Source organism: Streptomyces sp. NPDC002870 (assembly GCF_042888505.1).
Lineage (GTDB): Bacteria > Actinomycetota > Actinomycetes > Streptomycetales > Streptomycetaceae > Streptomyces.
The window spans coordinates 156,520-178,359 of the sequence record NZ_JBIAPW010000006.1; the positions used below are offsets into that span (position 1 = coordinate 156,520).

Annotated in this window: 20 protein-coding genes and 2 pseudogenes; 15 read left to right on the top strand and 7 right to left on the bottom strand. The window is 69.1% G+C overall.

The genetic code is table 11. From position 1 onward, the window contains the following. Window positions 1-42: 42 nt before the first annotated feature. Together ACFYWY_RS10300 and ACFYWY_RS10305 are read right to left on the bottom strand one after the other, a co-directional pair. Window positions 43-1,227 (bottom strand): annotated as a pseudogene (locus ACFYWY_RS10300) (aldehyde dehydrogenase family protein); the annotation flags it as partial. Between the two features lie 9 nt (window positions 1,228-1,236). Continuing rightward, window positions 1,237-1,899: pseudogene (locus tag ACFYWY_RS10305) on the bottom strand (2-oxoadipate dioxygenase/decarboxylase family protein); the annotation flags it as partial. 253 nt (window positions 1,900-2,152) lie between these two features. On the opposite strand from ACFYWY_RS10305, the gene ACFYWY_RS10310 reads away from it, so the two are divergent. Further along, window positions 2,153-2,689 (top strand): LysR substrate-binding domain-containing protein, encoded by a 537-nt coding sequence (locus ACFYWY_RS10310; protein WP_389182708.1) that lies wholly within the window; start codon window positions 2,153-2,155, stop codon window positions 2,687-2,689. Between the two features lie 132 nt (window positions 2,690-2,821). Further along, window positions 2,822-3,244 (top strand): YjbQ family protein, encoded by a 423-nt coding sequence (locus ACFYWY_RS10315; protein ID WP_389182711.1) that lies wholly within the window; start codon window positions 2,822-2,824, stop codon window positions 3,242-3,244. Window positions 3,245-3,447: 203 nt separating this feature from the next. On the opposite strand, the gene ACFYWY_RS10320 is transcribed toward ACFYWY_RS10315, so the two are convergent. Both ACFYWY_RS10320 and ACFYWY_RS10325 read right to left on the bottom strand, forming a co-directional pair. Next, the gene (locus ACFYWY_RS10320) at window positions 3,448-4,269 is read right to left on the bottom strand and encodes a hypothetical protein (RefSeq protein ID WP_389182713.1); all 822 of its coding nucleotides are present in this window, start codon (window positions 4,267-4,269) and stop codon (window positions 3,448-3,450) included. 17 nt (window positions 4,270-4,286) lie between these two features. Continuing rightward, window positions 4,287-5,156 carry an alpha/beta fold hydrolase gene (locus tag ACFYWY_RS10325; protein WP_389182715.1) on the bottom strand — a complete coding sequence of 290 codons (870 nt, stop codon included), beginning with the start codon at window positions 5,154-5,156 and terminating at the stop codon, window positions 4,287-4,289. 387 nt (window positions 5,157-5,543) lie between these two features. Here ACFYWY_RS10325 and ACFYWY_RS10330 point away from each other — a divergent pair, with 387 nt between their 5' ends. The 9 genes from ACFYWY_RS10330 to ACFYWY_RS10370 all read left to right on the top strand — a co-directional run bounded on the left by ACFYWY_RS10330 (window position 5,544) and on the right by ACFYWY_RS10370 (window position 15,643). Next, window positions 5,544-6,743 (top strand): acetyl-CoA C-acyltransferase, encoded by a 1,200-nt coding sequence (locus ACFYWY_RS10330; RefSeq protein WP_389182718.1) that lies wholly within the window; start codon window positions 5,544-5,546, stop codon window positions 6,741-6,743. Window positions 6,744-6,855: 112 nt separating this feature from the next. Beyond that, entirely contained in the window at window positions 6,856-7,482 is a 627-nt protein-coding gene (locus ACFYWY_RS10335) for an HAD family hydrolase (RefSeq protein WP_389183096.1), read from the top strand. Between the two features lie 467 nt (window positions 7,483-7,949). Continuing rightward, window positions 7,950-9,515: an AMP-binding protein gene (locus ACFYWY_RS10340; protein WP_389182721.1), complete on the top strand. Its 1,566-nt coding sequence runs from the start codon at window positions 7,950-7,952 to the stop codon at window positions 9,513-9,515. A 161-nt stretch (window positions 9,516-9,676) separates the two neighbouring features. Beyond that, entirely contained in the window at window positions 9,677-10,360 is a 684-nt protein-coding gene (locus ACFYWY_RS10345; RefSeq protein WP_389182724.1) for a TetR/AcrR family transcriptional regulator, read from the top strand. 625 nt (window positions 10,361-10,985) lie between these two features. Beyond that, window positions 10,986-11,804: an SDR family oxidoreductase gene (locus ACFYWY_RS10350; protein ID WP_389182726.1), complete on the top strand. Its 819-nt coding sequence runs from the start codon at window positions 10,986-10,988 to the stop codon at window positions 11,802-11,804. Further along, window positions 11,801-12,613 (top strand): enoyl-CoA hydratase-related protein, encoded by an 813-nt coding sequence (locus ACFYWY_RS10355; RefSeq protein WP_389182729.1) that lies wholly within the window; start codon window positions 11,801-11,803, stop codon window positions 12,611-12,613. Before ACFYWY_RS10350 ends, ACFYWY_RS10355 begins: the two co-directional genes overlap by 4 nt. Beyond that, window positions 12,600-13,829: an acyl-CoA dehydrogenase family protein gene (locus ACFYWY_RS10360; protein WP_389182732.1), complete on the top strand. Its 1,230-nt coding sequence runs from the start codon at window positions 12,600-12,602 to the stop codon at window positions 13,827-13,829. The genes ACFYWY_RS10355 and ACFYWY_RS10360 overlap by 14 nt, the downstream gene beginning before the upstream one ends. A gap of 1 nt (window position 13,830) precedes the next feature. Continuing rightward, the gene (locus ACFYWY_RS10365) at window positions 13,831-14,613 is read left to right on the top strand and encodes an SDR family oxidoreductase (protein ID WP_389182735.1); all 783 of its coding nucleotides are present in this window, start codon (window positions 13,831-13,833) and stop codon (window positions 14,611-14,613) included. Then, on the top strand, window positions 14,606-15,643 hold the full coding sequence (locus ACFYWY_RS10370) for a phosphotransferase family protein (RefSeq protein ID WP_389182738.1): 1,038 nt from the start codon (window positions 14,606-14,608) through the stop codon (window positions 15,641-15,643). The genes ACFYWY_RS10365 and ACFYWY_RS10370 overlap by 8 nt, the downstream gene beginning before the upstream one ends. Before the next feature lie 33 nt (window positions 15,644-15,676). Here ACFYWY_RS10370 and ACFYWY_RS10375 read toward each other — a convergent pair whose 3' ends face one another. Next, entirely contained in the window at window positions 15,677-15,871 is a 195-nt protein-coding gene (locus ACFYWY_RS10375; protein WP_389182740.1) for a hypothetical protein, read from the bottom strand. A gap of 96 nt (window positions 15,872-15,967) precedes the next feature. Between ACFYWY_RS10375 and ACFYWY_RS10380 the strand changes: the two genes are divergently transcribed. Then, a complete protein-coding gene (locus ACFYWY_RS10380; RefSeq protein ID WP_389182743.1) occupies window positions 15,968-16,759 on the top strand; it encodes a DUF429 domain-containing protein in 792 nt (263 codons plus the stop codon). A gap of 155 nt (window positions 16,760-16,914) precedes the next feature. Here the strand turns inward: ACFYWY_RS10380 and ACFYWY_RS10385 are convergent, their stop codons facing one another. Both ACFYWY_RS10385 and ACFYWY_RS10390 read right to left on the bottom strand, forming a co-directional pair. Further along, on the bottom strand, window positions 16,915-18,156 hold the full coding sequence (locus ACFYWY_RS10385; protein ID WP_389182746.1) for a PucR family transcriptional regulator: 1,242 nt from the start codon (window positions 18,154-18,156) through the stop codon (window positions 16,915-16,917). 33 nt (window positions 18,157-18,189) lie between these two features. Beyond that, window positions 18,190-18,372, bottom strand: a complete 183-nt coding sequence (locus ACFYWY_RS10390; protein WP_389182748.1) for a hypothetical protein — start codon at window positions 18,370-18,372, stop codon at window positions 18,190-18,192. Window positions 18,373-18,611: 239 nt separating this feature from the next. Between ACFYWY_RS10390 and ACFYWY_RS10395 the strand changes: the two genes are divergently transcribed. The 3 genes from ACFYWY_RS10395 to ACFYWY_RS10405 all read left to right on the top strand — a co-directional run bounded on the left by ACFYWY_RS10395 (window position 18,612) and on the right by ACFYWY_RS10405 (window position 21,820). Next, window positions 18,612-19,565: a DUF3068 domain-containing protein gene (locus ACFYWY_RS10395; RefSeq protein WP_389182751.1), complete on the top strand. Its 954-nt coding sequence runs from the start codon at window positions 18,612-18,614 to the stop codon at window positions 19,563-19,565. A gap of 290 nt (window positions 19,566-19,855) precedes the next feature. Beyond that, entirely contained in the window at window positions 19,856-21,064 is a 1,209-nt protein-coding gene (locus tag ACFYWY_RS10400; protein WP_389182753.1) for a glycosyltransferase family 4 protein, read from the top strand. Between the two features lie 78 nt (window positions 21,065-21,142). Continuing rightward, entirely contained in the window at window positions 21,143-21,820 is a 678-nt protein-coding gene (locus ACFYWY_RS10405; RefSeq protein WP_389182756.1) for a class I SAM-dependent methyltransferase, read from the top strand. Window positions 21,821-21,840: the final 20 nt, after the last annotated feature.

The following is a 21,840-nucleotide window of genomic DNA, read 5'->3' on the forward strand; positions in this document are numbered from 1 at the left end:
ACCGCGCCGGGGCCGTGGAACTTCCCGCTGCCCCCGCGGGACCTACAGGAAGTTGACTCCCTGGGCCAGGGGCAGGCTGTCCGAGTAGTTCACCGTGTTCGTCGCCCGGCGCATGTATGCCCGCCAGGCGTCCGAACCCGACTCGCGCCCGCCGCCGGTCTCCTTCTCCCCGCCGAACGCCCCGCCGATCTCGGCGCCGGAGGTGCCGATGTTGACATTGGCGATGCCGCAGTCGGAGCCGTCGGAGGCCAGGAAGCGCTCCGCCTCCCGCTGGTCCTGCGTGAAGATGCTGGACGACAGGCCCTGCGGGACGCCGTTGTGCAGCGCGACCGCCTCCTCCAGGGTCCGGTAGGTGAGCACATAGAGGATCGGGGCGAAGGTCTCCCGGCGTACGACGGCCGTCTGCGCCGGCATCCGTACGACCGCGGGCCGTACGTACGCCGCGTCGGGCGCCTGCTCCGCCAGCTGCCGGTCGCCGCCGGTGAGGATCTTCCCGCCGTCGGCCTCGGCCTCCGTCAGCGCCTCGGTCATCGAGAGGTGCGCCGTGCCGGAGATCAGCGGGCCCACCAGGGTGGCTTCCTCGAACGGGTCGCCGACCGGCAGCTGCCCGTACGCGTGGACGATCTTCTCCAGCAGTTGCTCGGCGACGTCCTCGTGGACGATCAGCCGGCGCAGGGTGGTGCAGCGCTGGCCCGCGGTGCCCGCCGCGGAGAAGACGATCCCGCGCACCGCGAGGTCGAGGTCGGCGGAGGGGGTGACGATCGCCGCGTTGTTGCCGCCCAGTTCGAGCAGGCAGCGGCCGAAGAGGGCGGCGACCCGGGGGGCGACCTCGCGACCCATCCGGACCGAGCCGGTCGCGCTCACCAGCGCGACGCGCGCGTCGTCGACCAGCCGCTCGCCCGTCTGACGGCCGCCCAGGAGGAGCCGGTGCACACCTGAGGGCGCGCCGGTGTCGGCGGCGGCGCGGGCGAGCAGGGCGTCGCAGGCCAGAGCGGTCAGCCCAGTCAGCTCCGAGGGCTTCCAGACGACGGTGTCGCCGCAGACCAGAGCGATCGCGGTGTTCCACGACCAGACGGCGACCGGGAAGTTGAAGGCCGAGATCACTCCGACCACGCCGAGAGGGTGCCAGCTCTCCGAGAGCCGGTGGCCCGGCCGCTCGGACGCCATGGTCCGCCCGTAGAGCTGCCGGGAGAGACCGACCGCGAAGTCACAGATGTCGATCATTTCTGTTGCTGGTCACGGCGTGTCCTTGGGGAGTCCGAGGGCCTGGCGGGCCTGCCGAAATGAATTGTCCTGCTGAGCGGCGTAGAGGTCGAAGGGGTCGTGGACGGGGCGCTCCAGCACGTCGGAGAGCCACTGCTGGTCGTAGTGGGCGCCGGTGACGGTGGAGTCCCTGGTGCCCTCGTCGGTGAGGTTCGACTGGAAGATCCCGGCGGCCGACCGGGGCAGGAAGTCCTCGTAGACGATGGGGTCGGCGCTCACCCAGCCGCCGTCGACGAGGCCCGCGAGGTCCCGCGGCGGGGTGCGGCCGTCCCGGGGCCGATCGCCTGTCGGTTCGTAGCGGAAGAACGCCTTTTCCTGGACGGCCAGTTGGCGTTCGGTGCGCGGGAAGCGGCCGGCCCAGACCTCGGCAGGCTCGCCGATCAGCTCGTCGTAGAGGGCTCGGCCCGCCCGGGTGAGTGCGATGCCGCGCGCCTCGACCTCGCCGAAGCGGACCCGCAGAGAACCTTCGCCGACGCTCCCGTCCGGCTCGCGGAAGCGGCGCGGCTCGGCCAGCGCGCGGAACGACGTCTGGCGCAGCAGCACATCCGGACCGTCCCAGCGCGGCGGCCCCTGGATCCGGTCGATCATCGTGATGCCCCGCTCGCCCATGCGCCGGTAGAGCTCGTCGATGTCGAGGTGCTGGAGCGGACGGCGGGCGCGCTGCTGATACGGCGGGTCGGGCGGCGGGTCGAGCTCACGGACGCCGGGCACACCCTGGTCGTACACGCCGGGCACATCCTGCGGGCCCAGGCCGAGGCGGCGGCCGCGATCGAGCGCACCCGCACGGAGACCGCGGCGCGGTTGCGGCTCGGGGTGTTCGGCACGGCGGCGGTCCGCGTTCCTGCCGCCCGCCCTGCAGTGGCTCTGCGAGCACCACCCGGGTGTACGGGTGGTCAGCCAGGAGGTGGACGTCGACCAGGCCCACGCCGAGGTCTCCGCCGGACGGGTCGACCTGGCGCTCGGCCTGGACTACCCCGACGCCCCGCTCGCCCGGGACGAGGCCTCCGAGCTGGTACGGCTCCACTCCGAGCGGTTCTCCGTGGCCGTGCCGACGCCGGACGCGCCGCCGGCCGGGACGGCCTGGCGGCTGACCCAGCCGGCCGAGCGGGAGTGGATCCTGCCTGCCCCCGATTCTTACTACGGACGTGCTGTGCGTACGGCCTGCCGCCGGGCCGGGTTCGAACCGCGCGTCGTTCACGAGGTCACCGACACCGCGACCTCGCTGGCGATGGTCGGCGCGGGGCTCGGTGTGGCCCCGCTGACCGGGCTCATGCTGCGACTGCGCTCGGAGGGCATCGCCCCGGCGCCGCTCCACGACGTGGTCGAACGCCATGTGGTGGTGGCCGTACGGGCCGCATCCCGCGGGCGGCCGTCGGTGGAGGTCCTGATCGAGGCGCTGCGCCACGCGGCGACGGCGCGTCATTGAAGGGTCGGGCTGTGAACTCGCCGCGGCGAGGTGGCGCCCACCGGCCCCAGTTCGGGGGATGTTCCGGATCCGGTCCATGGCGTCTCGGTGCTCGGACACGCGATCTTGCGGAATGAACGAGACGATGGCCGCATGTCCGAACCCTTCACCACCAGAATCCTGAACATCTCCACCGGCTCCGACGAGACGGTGACCGATCTGACCCGCGCCTGCGAGCAGTTCCTCCAGGAGACCGCGGGCGGCAGGGACGGCCTGCTCAACGTCTTCGTCCCGCATGCGACGGCCGGCATCGCCGTCATCGAGACCGGCGCGGGCAGCGACGACGATCTGCTCGCCACGCTGCACGCGATGCTGCCCGCCGACGACCGGTGGCAGCACCGGCACGGCAGCCCCGGCCACGGCAGGGACCATGTTCTGCCTGCCTTCCTCCCGCCGCACGCCACCCTGCCTGTGGTCGGCGGGCGACTGGTACTCGGCACCTGGCAGTCCGTCTGCCTCGTCGACACGAACATGGACAACCCGCATCGGCAGGTCCGGCTCAGCTTCCTCGGGTAGTGCGCCAGCGAGCCATGGAGCGCCCGGCCGCATCCTCGTTCTGGATGGGATGGATGAGCCGGACTGGGCCTTGCGGGGCAGAACCGGCGTCCAGCCCGGCTCGTCTGCCACACCCGCTCTGGCGCTGGTCAAAGGGACTTCTCGGCGTCGTCGGATGAGCTGAACCGGCACCGATGATCTCCGCGCCGGGTGAAGGGCGGAGGTCAGCCGAGTGTGAGGAGGCCGGCTTCGACGACGGCGCGGCCGAAGGGGCTCGCGAGTTCGGCGAGACGTTCGCAGTCGGCGTCGCCCAGGGCAGCGTAGGCGGGAAGGGCCAGGCGGTCGGTGCGGTCCTCAATGTGCTGGCGCAGACGTAGGCCTTCCGGGCTCAGGGAGTCGCCGTCCAGGAGACCTCGCGTGCGCAGGCGCTCCTCGGTGGCGGCCCATTCCTCCTCGGGCCATGCGCGGCTTCCCTTGAGGAAGTCGACGGGAACGTCACCGGTGGCAGCGTGCAGAACCAGGGCCTCCAAGCCCCCCACGCCCTCGCTCAGCAAGCACGCGACATGGCCGTCTCCACGGAACTCCCGGAGCAGCGTCTGGGCGTGCCACAGCTGCAGCACCGGTTCTTCTGGCCAGCGCAGCGCGGCATGCGCGGCGAACAGCGGGCGGCCCTGCGCGTGTTCGCAGGCGGCGTCGGCGGCCCTACGGGTCAGCGTCAGGACCTCGTCCAAGGCGGGGAGTTCGTGGATGCCGGCCCGTCGCAGGGCCTCGCTCGCGGCAGCGTGCCGTGCGTCCAGCACCTGCTGTGGCGTCGTCGATTCCCAGACCCCGTCGACCGCTTCCCGTACGAGACCTGGGTTGAAGTTGTAGAAGGTCGAGATGACCAGCTCAGCGGATGCTTGGCCGAAGGCGGCGCTCCGGGAGGCGAAGTACCCGGCGCGTCCGCTCAGTCCGAGGTCCGCGTACCGTCGCCTTGCCTCGGGGACGAAGTAGATCATGCCGTGTACGGGCTCGAGTCGGCGCCAGGCTGCTCGCGCTGTTTTCACGGAGGTCACCTCTTCTGTTAGTCGACAGAGGGGGTAGTGGCTGTGGTTCCGGGCTCGCCGTGCGCTCGCAGATGCTCGAGCAGGAGGCGGCTCAGCGTCTTGGGAGCCTCCTCGGGGACCCAGTGGCTGACGCGCTGGAGGGTCTCGAACCGGTACGGTCCGTTGACCCACTGTCCGGTCTCCCGCGCGGCCGCCGGGCCGAACGCGCTGTCCCGTGTGCTCCAGACGTACAGCGTGGGCACCTCGATGACGCCGATCGCACCGTCGGGGCGGCCGGCCCGGTACCAGTTCAGCGCCGCGGTGAGAGCACCCGGCTGGGACAGGTGTCGCACGTAGGCCTCAGCACTGGCCTGCGGGACCTTTCCGGCGTAAGTGGCGCGAAGCGCCTCGGCATCGCCTGCGAGCATGCGCACCTCGGTCGCGGGCGTTTCACGCCAGGCGATCATGTACTGCGATCGTTCGCGCTGGTCCTTGTCGGTGCGCAGGGTGGTGGCCAGGGCGCCCGGGTGCGGGGTCGAGACAACTGTCAGGGTACGTACGCGATCGGGGTGGGCATCGGCGGTCCACCACGCCACCGCGCCTCCCCAGTCGTGGCCGACCAGGTCGAATGCCCCCCAGCCCAGTTCTTCCGTGATCGCGACCACATCGTCGACCAGGAGGTTCATGCGGTAGTCCGCGGGCCGCTCGGGGCGTGCCCCAGGAGAGTACCCACGCTGGTCGGGTGCGACCACCCGGTAGCCGCGCGCGGCCAACTCAGCGATCTGCCGCTGCCATACCAGCCGCGTCTGCGGGAAGCCGTGGAGCAGCAGCACCGGGCGGCCCTCGGGCGGACCCGCCATGTTCGCGTCGAACACGCCCGCAGCGGTGGAGATGCTCAGCTCGGTCACGATCCGCCCCTTCATACCGACTGGTCGGTCAGCCTAAGTTGTGGAAGGGGATTGTCAAGGTCGAGAACATGCCTGGTTTCCCCAACGGTAGCCGGGCGCCGCCCTCCTTCAGGTCAGCCTGGTTGAACTTGACGTCGAATTCGACTATAACCGCTTCGGGAGGTCGGCTCCCGTCACCCCGTGGCCGTGACGCACGTGATCGGTAACGGAGGGGACGGTCACCGACTGCTCATAGCGCTCCAGTTGGCGTTGGTACCGCCTACCGGCATCGAGTCCGGCCAACCGCGGCATCGCGCCCCAACTGGTATCGACCCCGGCTCACGAAGCTCGGGATCCCAGCCCTGAAGCGACCAGACGAACCGGACCGACAGGAAGCAGCGCGGCGACATGAGGGAAGCAGTCATCGTTTCGACGGCACGGACGCCGATCGGGAAGGCGTACCGCGGTGCGTTCAACGACACCCAGGCGCAGGAACTTGCCGCCCATGTCCTCTCGCACGCGGTGCAGCGCGCCGGGCTCGAGGGAGGCGAGGTCGAAGATGTGATCTTCGGCTGCGCCATGCAGCAGGGGTCATCCGGTGCCAACGTCGCCCGCCAGGCCGCTCTGCGTGCCGGACTTCCGGACTCCGTGTCGGGGATGACGATCGACCGGCAGTGCTCGTCGGGCCTGATGGCGATTGCGACGGCCGCCAAGCAGATCGTCGGCGACGGCATGCAGGTCGCCGTCGGCGGCGGTGTCGAGTCGATCTCCCTGGTGCAGAACGAGCACATGAACACCCACCGCATGACGGATCCCTGGCTGGTCGAGCACAAGCCGAGTGTCTACATGCCGATGTTGCAGACGGCGGAGATCGTCGCCGAACGCTACGGCGTGAGCCGCGAACGACAGGACGAGTTCGCGCTGGTGTCACAGCAGCGCACTGCGGCGGCGCAAGAGGCCGGGCGGTTCGACCAGGAGATCGTCGCGCTCGACAGCGTCAAGAAGGTCCTGGACAAGCAGTCCGGGGAGGTGCGGCAGGAGGCCGTGACCCTGACCCGGGACGAGGGCAACCGCGCGTCGACCACACTCCAGGGCCTGGCCGGGTTGGCGCCGGTGCTGCCGGACGGTCAGGTGACCGCGTACTCCAGCGTGACGGCGGGCAACTCCTCGCAATTGTCGGACGGGGCTTCGGTTTCGGTGTTGATGGAGTCGAAGGAAGCCGAACGCCGTGGACTGGAGCCGCTGGGCGTATACCGGGGTATGGCCGTTGCCGGTTGCGGGCCGGACGAGATGGGGATCGGTCCGGTGTTCGCCATTCCGAAACTGCTGAAGCAGCACGATCTCACCATCGACGACATCGGTCTGTGGGAACTCAACGAGGCGTTCGCTTCCCAAGCGCTGTACTGCCGTGACGAACTGAACATCGACCCGGAGCGGTTCAACGTCAATGGCGGCGGAATCTCGGTCGGCCATCCGTACGGAATGACCGGTGCCCGCCTGGTGGGGCACGCCCTGATCGAGGGCAAGCGCCGCGGCGTCCGATATGTAGTGATCTCGATGTGTGTCGGCGGCGGAATGGGCGCAGCCGGGCTGTTCGAAGTCGCATGAGAATCGGCGAACCATGGCTGTCGTCGCCGCGGCCGGTGGGAAGCCGGTCGCGGTCGCATCGGCCGGTGGGAAGCCGGCCGCGAGGGAGGGTGTGAATACTGTGTCGAGCGTGATGGAAAGGGCCCGCACCGCCGTCCTCGTGGACTTCGGCGGGGTCATCACCTCCAGTGTGTTGCGGGCGTTCACCGACTTCGGCGCCTCGCTCGGTGGCGATCCGCGCCTGCCGCTGGACCTCCTCAGCCGGGATCAGCCATCACGCACCCTCCTGGCCGACCACGAGTGCGGCCGTATTGACGCCGAAGCCTTCGAGCGAGGATTCGCCGAACGTCTCCGTGTCCACGGCGCCGACGTACCCGCCGAGGGGCTCACTGCCCGGATGCAAGCTGGAATGTCGATCGACCAGGACATGCTCGCCCTGCTCGGTGATCTTCGCGCCGCCGGGTATCCCGTCGCGCTGGTATCCAATTCTTTCGGGACCGGAACGTACGATGGCGTCGACCTCGCTGCTGTGGCCGACGCGGTCGTCATCTCCGCCGAGGTCGGGATCCGCAAGCCTTCCCGGCGGATTTACGCGATCGCATGTGAACGCCTCGGCGTCTCCCCCGAGGAGGCAGTCATGATCGACGACCTGCGGCAGAACCTCGAGGGAGCGGCGCGGATCGGAATCGGGGGTGTGCTTCACACCGGTGCTGCCGACACTCGCCGCCAACTCGCAGAACGCTTCAGGATCACCGCCTGACCGATCGACCGATCGACGGGAAACCGGTCATGCTCGATCGACCGATCGACGGGAAACCGGTCATGCTCGATCGACCGATCGACGGGAAACCGGTCATGCCCGATCGACCGATCGACGGGAAACCGGTCATGCCCGGAATCGACACCGCCCGCGGGCCGAGCGGCGGTGCTCGCGCCCGCCCAGTGCGGTGCTCATGTACTTCGGTACCACCTCCGCCCGCCAAGCGGCCGGACGCATGCACCCTTCTTCAAGTCCCGCCGCAGGCCGGATCCTTCCTGGATGAGCTGCCCTATGCGGTTCGTGACGATAGCGTCGCCGTCGTCCACGGCGAGATGCCCGGGTGATACGAGCCTTCCGGCATTTCCGCAGTCGAATGACTTGAAGTTGAGGTCGCATTCAATTCTACTGAGGGGTGAGGGGGAGACTCGCACTGCCTCACCTGCTCACATCCCCGGAAGGCACCGCCCATGGCCAGTGTTCTCGATCCGGTCTGCCGCCACGCGGCTGCAACTCCCGACAACATCGCGCTGCGCGGCGGCGCGGATCAATGGACCTACCGGCAGCTGCGCGACACGAGTGTCCGGTACGCGGGCGCCCTGGCCGCCGCGGGCCTGTCCCCGGGGGACCGCGTACTGCTGGCGGCGCCGTCGGTGCCCGAGTTCGTGGTGGCCTACCTCGGGATCCAGGCCGCGGGCTGCGTCGTGGTGCCGGTCAACACGATGTCCACCCGGGCCGAAGCCGAGTACGTCCTCGGCGACGCCGGGTGTGCGTTGGCGATTGCATGGCACGCCCTCGGCCACGCCGTCGCGGAGGCGGCCGCGACGCTCAATGTGCCCTCCTGGACGCTGTCCCCCGGCGCGACGGTCACCGGTGCCGCCCACGCCCCTGTAGTCGACCGGGACCGCGATGAGACCGCGGCCATCCTGTACACCTCGGGTACGACGGGGCGGCCGAAGGGTGCCCAGCTCACGGTCGGGAACCTGTTGTCCGCAGGGGAGATCGGCGCCGAGTGCAGCAGCGGATCGAGCGCCGACCGTACCGGCACCGGACTTCCGCTGTTCCACGTGTTCGGCCAGGCATCGGTCATGATGGCGACCTTGACCGTGGGCGGCTCGATGTCGTTGCTGGCCCGATTCGACCCGGCGTCGATGCTGGAGATGCTGCGCCGCGACCGGCTCACCATCATGGCCGGCGTACCGACCATGTGGAACGCAATGCTGCACGTGGCGGGTGACGCCGATCCGGCGGACTTCGCCGGGCTCCGCGTCGCCGTCTCCGGCGGCGCGTCGCTCCCCGGGGAGATCGCCCGGGCCTTCGAGGCCCGGTTCGGCTGCACCATCCTCGAAGGCTATGGGCTCACCGAGACCACCGCGTTCGGCACCTTCAACGACATCGACCGCGGCGGCAAGACCGGGTACACCGGCCGGGCGGTCCCGCGGCTGCAGGTTCAGGTGCGTGACATCGACGGCAATGAGTGCCCGCCGGGTACCGTCGGCGAAGTCCACATCAAGGGACCCACGGTGATGCGTGGCTACTGGAACCGCCCCGCGGACACCGCCGCGGTGATCTCGCCGGACGGCTGGTTCCGGACCGGCGACCTGGGCGCTACCGACACGGACGGCGACCTGCGCATCGTCGACCGGATCAAGGACTTGATCATCCGCGGCGGCTACAACGTCTACCCCGGTGAGGTCGAGGCAGTTCTCTACGAGCACCCGGACATCATCGAGGCAGCCGTGATCGGCGTTCCCGATGACCACTACGGCGAGGAGGTCGCCGCGCTCGTCGCCGCCCGGCCCGGCTCCGAGCTCGGTGCCGCTGAGGTGTCGAGCTGGACACGAGAGCGACTGTCCGCCTACAAGGTCCCGCGCATCATCCGGTTCGTCGACGCGCTGCCCAAGGGCCCGAGCGGGAAGATCCTCAAGCGGTCCATCGACCGTACGGAGCTGACCCGAGCCCCGCGCTCGGCGACGTACCCGCGCTGCGGCACTGAACATCCGCCGACGGGCGAAATGTGTCCGCCGCAGAAGTAGCGAAGCAGGTGTGTTGCTCATGAGCCTGCGCCCCATCCTGCAGGACCGGCTCCGCCTGCCCCTCGTCTCGTCGCCGATGGGAACCGGCTCCGGGATTCCTCCGAGCCCGCGAACCATGCCCATTTGTGATGCTGGCGTCAGATTCAAGTACACTTCGGGGGATGGACACCACTGCGCCCGAGGACAGCGAGAAGGCACCTCCGATGGCGCCCCTCTCGCCACTTCGCGAGCCGCCGACGACGAAGCGCGGAGCGCGGACACGCGCCGCTTTGGTGAAGGCCGCGCGGAAGGTGTTCGAGCGAGACGGCTACCTCGACACCCGCCTGGCCGACATCGCCAAAGAGGCCCAATGCGCTGCGGGATCCTTCTACACCTACTTCGCCAACAAGGAAGAGGTGCTTGCCGCCGTCCTGCTGGAGGCGCAGGAGGACATGATGCACCCCGGCATGGGCCGGGTGCAGGATACCGACGATCCGTATGCAGTACTCGAGGCGAGCAATCGCGCGTATCTCGAGGCGTATAAACGGAACGCGAAGCTGATGGCACTGCTTGAGCAGGTCGCACAAGTGGAGCCGGAGTTCCGTGAGTTCCGAAGCCGGCGCGCGGATGCGTTCATCCATCGCAACGCCCGCGGCATCGCCGACCTGCAGGCGCGGGATGTCGCAGACCGTGAGGTCGATCCGATGATGGCCTCCCGCGCGCTGTCGGGCATGGTCAGCGTCATGGCCTACAGCGCCTTCGTGCGCGGCGAAGGGCAAGAAGAAGGTACGCCGGCGGACTTCGAGGAGCTTGTCTCCACAGTCACCCGGCTCTGGGCGAACGCCCTGCGGTTCCCCGGCCACTGACGATCCGGCAATGGCGCCCGCCCGGGACGGAGCCCCGCCGCCTACGAGTGTTCGCGACCCTGGCCCCGGCATTTGCGGCGAAGACGGGCTTGCGTGAGCCTGCACGCTCGACGGCCTGACTCGGGTGGTCCCGGGTCCCTTCTGCCCTTCTCGCCGCCTCGCCTCACCCTCTCCTCCGCGGATGTGGCGATCGCGCGCCGGCGGCTGGGCGAGCTGACCGGCGGGGCTGGGAACGGCACGTGGCCGCAGCCGTCATCGGGGCTCCGGCGAAGCCGGCGAACCTCACCAGTTGCGGCGACGGAGCCGGCGGGCCGGGTCGAAGGCGTAGAGCCGGTGCGCGATGGCGCACGGCGCGCGGCCCGGCGCCCATGACTAGGTGGCCGTCCTGCGCGCCCGACGAAGGCGTTGTCCCCTTTCAGTTCTCCGTAGGCCCGAGCCCCTGCCGATCCGTTCGGTGAGCCGCTCGTACTGGGTGGACGAACCAAGAGGCCTTCTCCGCGGGTTGATGCGCACCAATTACTTGAACTTGACGTCAGATTCAATTATACAAGTGGACGGCGGCCACGATCTCACCATCTCGGGCCGGGCCCTGGCACCGCACGCTCGGCTATGGAGAGGGTTCGCTGTGAACGTTGCACAAAGAGTCGCGATCGTCACCGGCGGCGGTGGCGGCATCGGTGGCGCGCTGGTCGCTCGGCTCGCTCGCGAGGGTGCCCGGGTCGTCGTCGCTGACCTCGCCGCGGACACCGCGCGGGCGGTATCGGAGTCAGTCAACGCCGACCATCCGGGAAGCACCGTGAGCGCGGGCGTGGACGTGTCGGACACCGCCCGGATCGAGCAGTTGATCGCTCTGGCGGAGAGCGCATTCGGTCCGGTCGACCTCTACTTCGCGAACGCGGGCATCGCCGGGGCGCCTGGTCTGGATGCGGGCGAGCAGCACTGGGACCTCTCGATCGACGTGAACCTGCGAGCCCACATCCGTGCGGCAACGTTGCTGGTGCCGCGGTGGGTCGAGCGCGGCGAGGGCTACTTCGTCAGCACCGCTTCGGCGGCCGGGCTGCTCACCCAGATCGGCTCCGCCACGTACGCCGTCACCAAGCACGCGGCCATCGGCTTCGCCGAATGGCTGAGTGTCACCTATGGCGATCGCGGGGTCCGTGTCAGCTGTCTGTGCCCGATGGGAGTGAACACCAGCATGCTGTCCTTGGGGAAGGACTCGGAGGACGCGTTGGGGAGAGCGGCCACGCAGGCCGTCACGTCCGCGGGTGACGTCCTCGAGCCTGCCGAGGTCGCCGACGCCGTCCTCGCCGCGATCGAGGACGAGCGCTTCCTGATCCTGCCGCACGAAGAGGTTCTGGACATGTACCGGCACAAGGGCTCGGACTACGACCGGTGGCTGCGCGGGATGCGCCGCTACCAGAAGTCCCTGCTGGCACAGGCATGACCGGCGCGCCGGGCGAGCTCGTCCTCGCCGAACACCGCGGGCCTGTGCTGCTGCTCACGTTCAACCGGCCCGCCAAGCTGAACGCCTGGACTGACGAACTCGAGAACCGCTACTTCACGCTGCTCGACGCCGCCGAAGACGACCCGGACGTACGCGCCGTCGTGGTCACCGGCGCGGGACGCGGGTTCTGCGCCGGCGCCGACCTCCAGCAGCTGCAGGCGGTCGGCGAGGTCTCCGAGGCGGACAGGTCGCGGTGCCGGCCGCGCGACGTGCCGCTTTCCTTGCGCAAACCGCTGATCGGTGCGGTCAACGGGGTTGCCGCGGGCCTGGGCATGGTGGAGGCGCTCTACTGCGACATTCGCTTCGGCTCGCCCTCGGCCCGGTTCACCACGGCATTCGCGCAGCGTGGGCTGATCGCCGAGTACGGGATCTCCTGTCTGTTGCCCCGGCTCGTGGGGCACAGCCGGGCAGCGGACCTGCTGCTGTCGAGTCGCATGGTGGATGCCGAGGAGGCACTCCGTATCGGACTCCTCGACCACCTGGTCCCCACCGGCAGGGTCGCCGATGCCGCTGTCGCGTACGCCGCCGATCTGGCGACGCGCTGCTCCCCGGCATCCATGGCAACCATCAAGAGCCAACTGCAGAGCGACGCGGACGGCACGTACGCCGATTCCGTGGCCCGCGCGGAAGGCGTCATGCTCCAGGCCTTCCGCGGGGCCGATTTCGTCGAAGGCGTGGCCAGTCACCTCGACAAGCGCCCACCGAATTTTCCCTCCCTACCTGTCAGGAGTTCAGATGTCCCTGTTTGAGACGTCGGACCGCGCCAAGAAGTACCAGGCGGATCTGCTCGAATTCATGGATTCGAACATCTACCCCGCTGAGGCGGTGTACCACGAGCAGATGTGCGCGTCGGGTGACCCGCACTTCCATCCGCCGATCCTCGAGGAACTCAAGGCGGAGGCGCGGAAGCGCGGACTGTGGAACCTCTTCCACCCGCACGCCGAGTGGGGCCCGGGGCTGACGAATCTCGAGTACGCGCCGCTGGCGGAGATCATGGGGCGCAGCCATATCGCCTCTGAGGCGTGCAACTGCAATGCTCCCGACACCGGCAACATGGAGGTGCTCACACGCTTCGGCAGCGACGAGCACAAGGAGAAGTACCTCAAGCCCCTGCTCGACGGGACGATGGCCTCGGCGTTCGCGATGACCGAGCCGCGTGTCGCCAGTTCGGACGCCACCAATATCGAGTTGCGGATGGAGCGCGACGGCGCCGAGTACATGCTCAACGGCCGTAAGTGGTTCGCGTCCAATGCCCTGCACCGCAATTGCAAGGTGCTCATCGTCATGGGGAAGACAGATCCCACCGCTGCCCCGCACCGGCAGCAGTCGATGATGGTCGTCCCGATCGACGCCCCTGGGGTCACGGTGATGCGCGGGCTGCCGGTGTTCGGCTACCAGGACCGTGAGGGGCACGCCGAAATCGATTTCACCGACGTACGGGTGCCGGCCAAGGACGTACTCAAGGGCGAGGGTGAGGGTTTCGCGATCAGCCAGGCCCGGCTCGGGCCCGGTCGTATCCACCACTGCATGCGAGCGATCGGCGCGGCCGAGCGGGCGCTTGAGCTGATGTGCCGGCGCGCGCAGTCACGGGTGACATTCGGTAGTCCGGTTGCCGAACGGTCCAATGTCCAGGACTGGATAGCGGAAGCACGTATCGACATCGAGATGATCCGCCTCCTCACGCTCAAGGCCGCGTATCTGATGGACACGGTCGGGAACAAGGAAGCGCGCACCGAGATCGCGGCCATCAAGGTGGCCGCCCCGAACATCGCGTTGAAGATCGTCGACCGCGCGATCCAGGTGCACGGGGGAGCAGGAGTGACCGACGACTTCCCGTTGGCGATGATGTATGCGGGTCTGCGGACGTTGCGGTTGGCGGACGGTCCCGACGAGGTCCACAAGAGGGCCATCGCCAAACAGGAACTGCGGCAGTACCGCGACGCGGCCACGGCAGCGGTGAGCTGAGATGGCAGGACTCGATCTCACCGGTCGCACCGCCGTCGTCACCGGCGCCTCGCGCGGGATCGGGCTGGCGATCGCCCAGGCCCTTGCCTCGGCCGGTGCGAACGTCGTGCTCACCTCCCGGTCCCAGCAGGCGGCGGACGCAGCCGCGGCGCGGATGAGCGGCTCAGCGCTGGGGGTCGGTGCGCACGCGGTCGACGAAGGGGCGGCTCAGCGCTGTGTGGATCTGACGCTCGAGCGCTTCGGAAGCCTGGACATCCTCGTCAACAACGCGGGGACCAACCCGGCCTTCGGGCCGGTCCTCGACCAGGACCACGGGCGGTTCGCCAAGACTTTCGACGTGAACCTGTGGGCTCCCGTCCTGTGGACGGGTCTGGCCACGCGGGCCTGGATGGGCGAGCACGGCGGGGCGGTCGTCAACACCGCGTCGGTCGGCGGCATGGCCTTCGAGGCGAACATCGGGTTGTACAACGCCTCGAAGGCCGCACTGATCCATCTCACCAAGCAACTGGCCCTGGAACTCTCGCCGAAGGTTCGCGTCAACGCGGTGGCACCGGGTGTGGTCCGCACGAAGCTGGCCGAGGCGCTGTGGAAGGAGCACGAGCAGGCCCTGTCTGCCTCGACGGCGCTCGGGCGCATAGGGGAGCCTGCCGACATCGCCTCCGCGGTCGCCTTTCTCGTCTCGGACGCCGCGAGTTGGATCACCGGCGAGACCATGGTGATCGACGGCGGGCAACTCCTCGGTGACGCGCTCCTGTTCAGGCAAGGAGTCGGCATCGGTGTCTAGCGCGGACATCGTCGGAGTCGACGCCGGGGCGGTGAGCCGCTGGCTCGAGACCCTCGGCGTCGACTTCGCCGGGCCACTGACCTTCGACCGGATCGGGCTCGGTCAGTCGAATCTGACTTACTTGGTACGGGACCAGGACGGCCGCAGGTGGGTGCTGCGGCGCCCACCGCTGGGTCGCCTGTTGGCGTCGGCGCACGACGTGGCTCGCGAGGCGCGGATTCTGACCGCGCTGGAGGGCACTGCCGTCCCGACCCCGCGGGTGCTCGGGCTGACCGCTGATCCCGCCGTGACCGACGTCCCACTGCTGCTCATGGAGTTCGTGGACGGCCAGGTCGTCGACACGATGCCGATCGCGCAGTCGTTGACGCCGGAGCGCCGCCGGGCGATCGGGATGTCCTTGCCTCGGACGCTGGCGAAGATCCACGCGGTCGATCTCGAGGCGACCGGGCTGACCGGACTGGCCAGCCACAAGCCGTATGCGCAGCGTCAGCTCAAGCGGTGGACGGGCCAGTGGGAAAAGTCCAGGACCCGCGAGCTGCCCGCCCTCGAGGACCTCACCCGGCGCCTTGTCGCCGCCGTCCCGGAGCAATGCGAACTGACGCTCGTTCACGGCGATTTCCATCTGCGCAACGTCATCACCTCTTACGACAGCGGGGAGGTGACCGCGGCGCTCGACTGGGAGTTGTCGACGCTCGGGGATCCGTTGGCGGACATGGGCAGCCTGCTGGCGTACTGGCCGGAACCGGGAGAGGAGGAGACCGGGGGCGATTTCGCCGCCTCCGTCCTCGACGGCTTCCCGAACCGTGACGAGCTCGCTCACGTGTACCTGACGGAAACAGGCCGGGACCCGGCGGCACTGACGTTCTGGCACGTGCTGGGCCTGTGGAAGGTGGCCGTGATTGCTGAGGGCGTGATGAGGCGAGCGATCGATGAACCGAAGAACAAGACCACGACGGGAACGCCCACCGTGGAACGTATCGATGCGCTCGTGGACAAGGCCTGCCGGCTCGCCTGCGAAGCCGGGATCTGAGGAGGAGTAGTGATGGGGTCGTCCGCCCAGAACTCAGCGGTGCTGTTCGAGCGACGCGAGCACATCGGCATCATCACGTTGAACCGGCCGGAGGCGATGAACGCGGTGAACGCTCGACCTGGGAAGCGTCGGCGAGGTGCCGCCGATCACCGGTGCCGCGAAGGAGTACGGCTTCAAGGTTGTCGCCGTCAATCGCTCGCCGGTCCGGCGTGGGCCGGTGCCGGTCATTCTCAGGATCGGTGAGCCCGAGGGTTCTGGGCATGGCACCTGTTTTGTGGCGCGGGGGTGCGGTGGCCCACGGGCGTGCTGCGGAAGGATCGCGGCATGAGGCAACGACAGGCGGTGACGGTCGGGGTCGACCTTGCTGCGAGTGCACGGCGTACGGCTGTGTGCCGGGTGGTCTGGGGCGGCGTGGACGGCTTGGCGGCGGAGTTCGTCGAGCCCGAGGGGGATGAGGATCTGCTGGCGGTTGTCCGGGCGGCCGACAAGACCGGCCTCGACTGCCCTCTTGGCTGGCCGTCGAGCTTCGTGGCAACGGTCCTGGCCCACCACCGGGGCCTGCGGCTGCCGCCCCCCGTCAGGTTCGAGGAGCGTGCGGACGGGAGGCCCGGTCTGGATGCGCTGCGATTCAGGTTCACCGACGACCTCACATGGAAGGCGACCTCGATGCGGCCTCCGCTGTCGGTGTCCACCGATCTTCTGGGTGTCGTGGCGCTGCGAGCGGCTTATCTGCTGGATGCCCTCGCGGCGATCGGTGCCCCTGTGCCCAGGGACGGGTCGGGACCAATTGCCGAGGTCTACCCCGCTGCCGCACTGAGGCGGTGGGGGATTCGCCTTCCTGGTAGCTACAAGAGCGCCACGCCCGAAGCGCGTGCCGTCCGAGAGCACATCGTCGGCTCGGTCGAGGCGGGCTTGGGGTTGGCCCTCCCCGAGGCGGTGCGCGGGCAGTGTGTCAACAGCCACGACCATCTCGACGCGTTGGTCTGTGCTCTGGTAGCTCGCGCCGTCCTGGTCGGGGACACTCTGTGGCCGCGTTCTCCGGACGAGCGCACGGCCGCTGGGCAGGAGGGCTGGATCCACCTGCCCGGTACGGATCTGGCGGCCCTCCGCCACTGACGGCTCAATCGGGGTTGCACTAACGGAGTTTCGCGGACACGAACATGGACAACCCGAACCGCCAGGTGCGGCTGAGTTTCCTAGGTTGATCAAGATCGTCCTGGGGGTGGCCGCCGATTCTCCCTACGCTCGTGCGGAGCAGGGTCCGATGATGGTCAAGGCGGTGGGACGAGATCACCGCGCAGCCGCCGAGCGCGAAGCACCAGCTCCAGTTCGAAGCGGCGGTCCGGGTCGTCCAGGTCTTCGCCCCACAACTCACGGAGCTGTCTCAGCCGGTAGCGCACGGTCTGCGGGTGGACTCCGAGCCGGGCGGCCACCTCCGGCGCGCCACCCCGCGTTTCCAGCCACGCCAGCAGGGTCTCGGCGAGACGGTGGGCGTGCGCCGGGCCGCCACACTCGCCCAACTGGGCGAGCCGCCGCCGCGCCAGCTCGTCGATCAACTCCCCTGCGGGCAGCAGCACCAAGGCTTCGACATGCTCGCCGCAGCGCAGGAGCCGCCCTTGCGGCAGCAGGCCCTGCTCGATCATCCCTACGGCGGTCTCCGCCCAGCGCAGCGACGTGGCGGCCTCCGCCAGGGGAACCGACGGGCCGATCGCGCCGGACCAGTTGGCCATCCCCCGGTGCAGCAACTCCGCGCGCCCGGGGGCCTCCGGGTCCGGCACCACCATGCGCGGGTGCTCGCCCTCCATGTCGAGCAGCACCTCGACGCCCACGGCGGGGGCGACAGCCTCTGGGGCGGGGCGGAGCAGCACGGCCACCGCCACCTTTTCCGGCAGTTGCCAGCCGACGACGGCCGCGCGGTCGGCGAGGAAAGCGGACGGATCCGTGCGGTGCTCGGTGAGCAGCAGCTCGACGAGTTGTCGTTGCAGACGCAGCCGCTCCCCGGCCTGGCGGGCGACGGCCTCGGCGTAGCCGCGTACCGACTGGGCCACCATGACGTCGAGGTACTCGAACGCGGACTCGGCGAGTTCGTACATGGCTGCGGGCGGGATGTCGACCTGCTGGCCGATCTCCGCCATACGCCGCCAGGAAAGGCGTACGCCCAGCCGGTAGATCCCCTGCAAGGAGTCCAGGCTGCGCCCCTGAGTGACTTCGCCGCGCCCGAAGTCCTGGAACATCTCGGGAAGGGCGCGCGGCCGGTCCGAGCCCGTGGTCATCTGCTCCACGAAGAGCTCCAGCGCGCGCCGGATCGCCACCAGGGCCTTCGGCTCTCCGGACTCGTCGGCGATGAACGCCAGACCCGGATATTCCCGTCGGATCGCGACGAGGATGTCCTGTGCGAGCTCGGGGACCTGCTCCAAGGCTCGGTCGGCGAACCGCTGAATCCGTTCTCGTGGCACGTCGTGCCACGCTGACGATGCTGCCACAGCACCTTCTCCCGGACGTCCGGTCCGCATGCCGCTCGATCAGCGGGCCTGGATCTTCACGACCTAGCCCGTGCTGGGGCTCGGTGTGCTGGACGTCCCGTTGGCGGGAGGGTCGGGGAACGTGACGAGCGGCACATTCTGCTGCTCGGGTGTGACATTGAGGGCGGCCACGATTCCGAAGGCGGCGCCTGTGGCCAGGACGGCGGAGGCGACGCAGGTCAGGAAGGCGGCGAGCAGTCTGGGCATGAGGGTGATCGGCCTCTCTATCGATGAGGTTGTCACCCAGCGCGCCGGCCCGGTCCGGCGCGATCAGTATGCGAGTCGCATTGACAGGTGGTCAAGCTCCGCCTAATTTCGCCGGTCACAGCGCTGTTACTCCCGGGTACGCCACTCCTCGGCCCGGACAGGCTGAGATCCGTGCGTGTGACCCCTTCCCGCACAGTCCACGAATGCCCCGCATCACCCGCCCGCATTGGAGTACCGGCATGCGCCGTTCAACATCGCGTTGGTCCCTGATTCTGCTGGGTACTGGCGTCTTTCTGCTGGTACTCACTCAGCTGCTCGTCTGGTACGTGGAGCCGCGTGCCAAGCGCACGCCGACCGACGTGAACTCCACGACGGTCTTCAAGGGTGAGGGTAGTTATTTCGACACCGGATCCGTCTCCACGGTGGACGGCCAGACGATAACGATCACCCGCCGGGTGCTGGGCGACGTCGCAGGCAGCGAGCGCAGCGGAAACGCGATCTGGGACGTGTCGACACAGATCGACACCCCGAAGACGCTGCCGCTGGCCGACCCGCGGAAATCCCTGCAGTGGACCACGGAACGCTGGGTCACCGACCGCCGGACGAACCTGCCGGTGCGCTGCTGCGAGGAGAAGCCCAGGTTCGAGGGCGAGGCCTACCTGAAGTTCCCGTTCGACGTCGAGAAGCGCGTTTACACCTGGTGGGACAGCACCCTGGGTGCCGCCGTGCCGCTGGAGTTCAAGGGCACCACCAAGATCCGCGGCCACCGGGGCTACCTCTTCGTCGGCACTGTCGCGGCCACCGCCACCGGCACCCGTCAGGTGCCCGGCGTGCTGGTGGGCCGCCCGCAGGGCCAGGTGCTCGCCGAGGAGTGGTACTCCAACGCGGGGATCGAGCTGACGGTGGACCAGCGCACGGGCCGGATCATGAACGCGGTGATCGCGCCGACGAAGACGCTGCGGGCCCCGGGTTCGAAGAAGGACGCGATCACCCTGCTGTCCAGTAAGCGGCTGGAGTTCACCGAGGCGACCCGGCGCGAGCAGGTGACGCTGGCCTCGGACGACGGCAGTCGGCTGAAGCTGCTCGGCGAGACAGTGCCCGTTGTGGGCGGGATCGCGGGCGGTCTGCTCGCCGCCGCCGGCGTGCTCATGCTCATCCGTGGCCGCCGACGGACGGAACACTCAGGAGAGTGATGAAAGCGGGGCTGCCGACCAGCCCAAACTTGGCACCCGCGTGAGTAGTGGAACGAATCACTCGAACGAACACTTGGGTTACCCCGCAGTAGAACCAGTTATTCCGGTTCGTGCCAGGCTCCCACCCTCAGGAGTCCGCCACCGGTCCGATGCTCAACACATCGACCGCACATCCCGGTCGGCACCGTCCCGGCAGTACCCCGCACACCGAGCCAGCCCAGCGCTTCACCCCCGGAAGCCCGGCAATCCCTCACCCGCCTGCTCCCGCAGCCGCCGAGTGGAGCACCTCTATGCCCCAGCACGCGTCCGCTCTGGCCTCCGGCCAGGAGGACTCCGTTCCCGCTCAAGCCCGCACCGGCAGCGCAGTCACCAACTCGCTCGCCGATGACCCGCACATCGCACCCGTCGCGGAACCTCTGCCGCGCCGGATCACCTTCCTCGCCCGCCGTGACCTGGGCAACCAGGCCGCCGGCGGCTCGGAACTGCTCATCGACCGGATAGCCGGCGGTCTGACCGCCGGCGGCCACGAGGTCACGCTCGTGTGTGGCGGCCCGGCCGCTGAACGCGACTACCGCGTGGTCTCCGCGGGCGGTGACGCAGGACACTTCCTGCGCGCCAGGAAGACCTTCGCCCGCGAGGTCGGCGCCTGCGACCTGCTGGTCGAGGTGTGCAACGGCATGCCGTACCTGGCGCCGCTGTGGCACCGCGGACCGACGTTGTGCCTGGTCAACCATGTGCACACCGATCTTTGGCAGATGCGCTACCCGGGCCCGGCGGCCCGGCTCGGCCGCAGGCTGGAGCACTGGGCGCTGGCAGGCACCCACCGCGCAAACCTGATGGTGGCCGTCTCCGAGTCGACCGCCTCCGAACTTCGCGGCATCGGCGTGGCCGCGGACCGCATCCGGATCGTCAACAACGGCGTCGAAGACCCCGGCGTGCTGCTGCCCGAGGCGAAGGAACCGCTGTTCCTGGCCGTCGGCCGGCTGGTGGAGTACAAGCGCATCGATCTGCTCCTGCGGCTGTGGGAGCGGGTCCGTCCGGTCACCGGCGGTCGGCTCGTCATCGTCGGTGACGGCCCCGAACGGGAGCGGCTGGAAGCCATGGCCGGCCCCGGCGTGACGTTCGCCGGCCGGGTGTCGGAGGCCGAGAAGCACCGGCTGATGTGCGAGGCGTGGCTGCTGTTGCACCCCTCCCTCGTCGAGGGCTGGGGGCTGGTCGTCACCGAGGCCGCCGCCCGGGCCACTCCCGCAGTCGGTTTCGACATACCGGGCCTGTGCGACTCCATCGAGGACGGGGAGACCGGGGTGCTCGCCCGGGGCGAGAGTTCGTTCGCCGCCGCGTGGTGCACTCTGTCCCTCAGTGCCCACCGGCGCGCAGCCATGGGACGTGCCGCCGCGCGTCGCGCCAAGCGCTTCCGCTGGAGATCGACGGTCCGTCAGTTCCAGGCGGTCGCCGCCGAGGCCGCGGCGCTCGCCTACGCCCCGGGACGCGGGAGGTGAGCGGCCATTTTTGACGTCACCCAACGCGCGTTCAAGGATCCGTCGCTGCGGCGATCGGCCACCCTCTTCCGGGCGTTCATGCGCGAACAGAGCGACCCCGAGCAGTGCTACACCCTGCTGGCCCGTGACTCGGTCGCACAAGTGGCACGTCACATCGACCTGCCCGGCAAGATCGTCGTCGACATCGGCGGCGGCAGCGGCCACTTCACCGAGGAGTTCCGCCGCCACGGCGCGCGGAGCTACCTCTTCGAGCCCGACCTGCGGGAGCTGAGCGCCCGCGGTCCGGTGACCGAGGACGCGGTGCTCGCCGACGGCTATCTGCTGCCGCTCGCCGACGGTGCGGCGGACGTGTGCTTCTCGTCCAATGTGCTGGAGCACGTGTCGGACCCGCAGACGTTCATCAGCGAGATGGTGCGGGTCACCCGCCCCGGCGGACTGATCTACCTGTCGTTCACCAACTGGCTCTCGCCCTGGGGAGGTCACGAGACAGCGCCGTGGCACTACCTCGGGGCCGACCGGGCCCGCGAACGCTACGAACGGCGCACCGGCCGCGAGGCCAAGCACACGGTCGGCGAAAACCTGTTCCCCGTTCATATCGGTCCCACCCTGCGGCACGTCCGCGGCCGCGACGACGTGCAGATCGTCACGGCGCGGTCCCGTTACTGGCCATTCTTCGCGAGCACGATCACCCGGGTGCCGGGACTCCGCGAGATCGCCACCTGGAATCTGCTGCTGATTCTCAGGCGAAGCCCATGAACAAGCGAAGCGAGGAACGG